Origin of the sequence: Companilactobacillus halodurans, assembly GCF_009600985.1 — a bacterium.
Taxonomy (GTDB): domain Bacteria; phylum Bacillota; class Bacilli; order Lactobacillales; family Lactobacillaceae; genus Companilactobacillus; species Companilactobacillus halodurans.
Window position 1 is genome coordinate 1 of sequence record NZ_VDFP01000121.1, and the last position, 1,485, is coordinate 1,485.

Annotated in this window: 2 protein-coding genes; one reads left to right on the top strand and one right to left on the bottom strand. The window is 36.2% G+C overall.

The window, feature by feature from the left end; translation table 11 throughout:
• Positions 1–753, top strand: a 753-nt coding sequence (locus tag FHL06_RS12925; protein WP_153386994.1) for an acyltransferase, incomplete at its 5' end; no start/stop codon positions are given.
• Positions 754–827: 74 nt separating this feature from the next.
• On the opposite strand, the gene FHL06_RS12930 is transcribed toward FHL06_RS12925, so the two are convergent.
• Positions 828–1,485, bottom strand: a 658-nt coding sequence (locus tag FHL06_RS12930; protein WP_153386996.1) for an LPXTG cell wall anchor domain-containing protein, incomplete at its 5' end; no start/stop codon positions are given.

Consider the following 1,485-nt stretch of genomic DNA (forward strand, 5'->3'; position numbering starts at 1 on the left):
TCATTTAAAAACGTTTTTAGCGTAGTCAAAACGATTTTGTATCATCCTACATCACCTACACTCTGGTTCATGTATCCTTTGATTGGAATTTACATCTTGTCTCCAGTTATTAAGACGTTTGTCCAAAACGCTACCACAGAAATGTTGGTCTACGTTACAGCAATCTGGCTAGTTACGTGTTCGCTTTTACCATCACTCGCTGTCCTTCTACCAAAAGACATGCAAACTATCTTAGAACTATCACCAGTAGCTAGTTTCTTCTTAGTAGGTGGTTTTACAGGTTACTTCATTCTTGGTTACTTATTAACTAAAGTTAAAATTGAAAATACTAATAATTGGGTCTTACTAGCAATCTTTTTAATCGCTGGAATTAGTGGTAACTATGTTTCCACAGCCGTTCCCCAAATTTACGACGTTAACAACGGTTACTATGTAACTTCAATTTTCATCCCGATTATGTCAGTTGCTGCATTTATTCTTTTGCAAAAATGGGGCAGTAGAATTAAATCTCCAACAACTATTAAAACGTTTGAATTTTTATCACCATTAGTCTTCGGTGTTTATCTTGTGCATAACTTACTCATTTTGTATGTTGAGCCTTGGTTTACAAATCATGTGGCAATTCACGGTTTGGCAGCAACATTCATGCGCTATATTGTCGTTGCTATTTTATCAATTGTTATTATTTGGATTTTGAATTTGATCCCTGGAATTAATTATTTATTAACAGGTAATTCACGTAAGAAAAAATAGTTTATAAAAAAAATCTCGTCACAGCCATTTTGGTTGTAACGAGATTTTTTAGATTAAACTGTTCTGACTAATTATTAATCTTCTTTTTTAATATGTGTAGCTTTCAAAATCAAACCAAATGCCAACACAATCAAACCAAGGATTGTTGCTAGAACACCATCAGTTTCACTTGTTTGTGGCAAGAGACCTGATTCATTTGCAGCATTAGTCTTAGGGTTTTGTGAGACATCTTTGTTATTACCGACAACGTTTGGCAAAAGTCCATTGTTCAAATCACCATTAGGGTTAGTGCCTTCAGAACCACCATTGGTGATTAAGTCTCCACCTTCACCTAGGTCGTCTTCATCGGCATCCTTTTCCTCTTCGTTACCGTTGTTCTCTTCAGAATCTTTATCTTCTTTACCAGGTTCTTCAGTATCTGTTGTTTCATCGGGATCTTCACCTTCAGAACCACCTTCAACTAATTCACCAGTATCAGTATCGATATCTTCTTCCTCTTCTTCATCAGGATGTTCAACGTTCTCTTCATCCTCATTATCTTCTTCATCGGGAAGTTCAGGTAATTCTCCAGGGATTGTTACGATATGATCGTAATCAGTTTCGATATTAGAGTTATCTTGTAAGTCCCATCTGTGAGTTTCGGCATTAACAATGACTTTATCAGCCGCAATGTTACCATCCAAGTTAGAGTTAACTTCAATTTCAGCCTTTGGAGCTAAAACACTGCCTTGG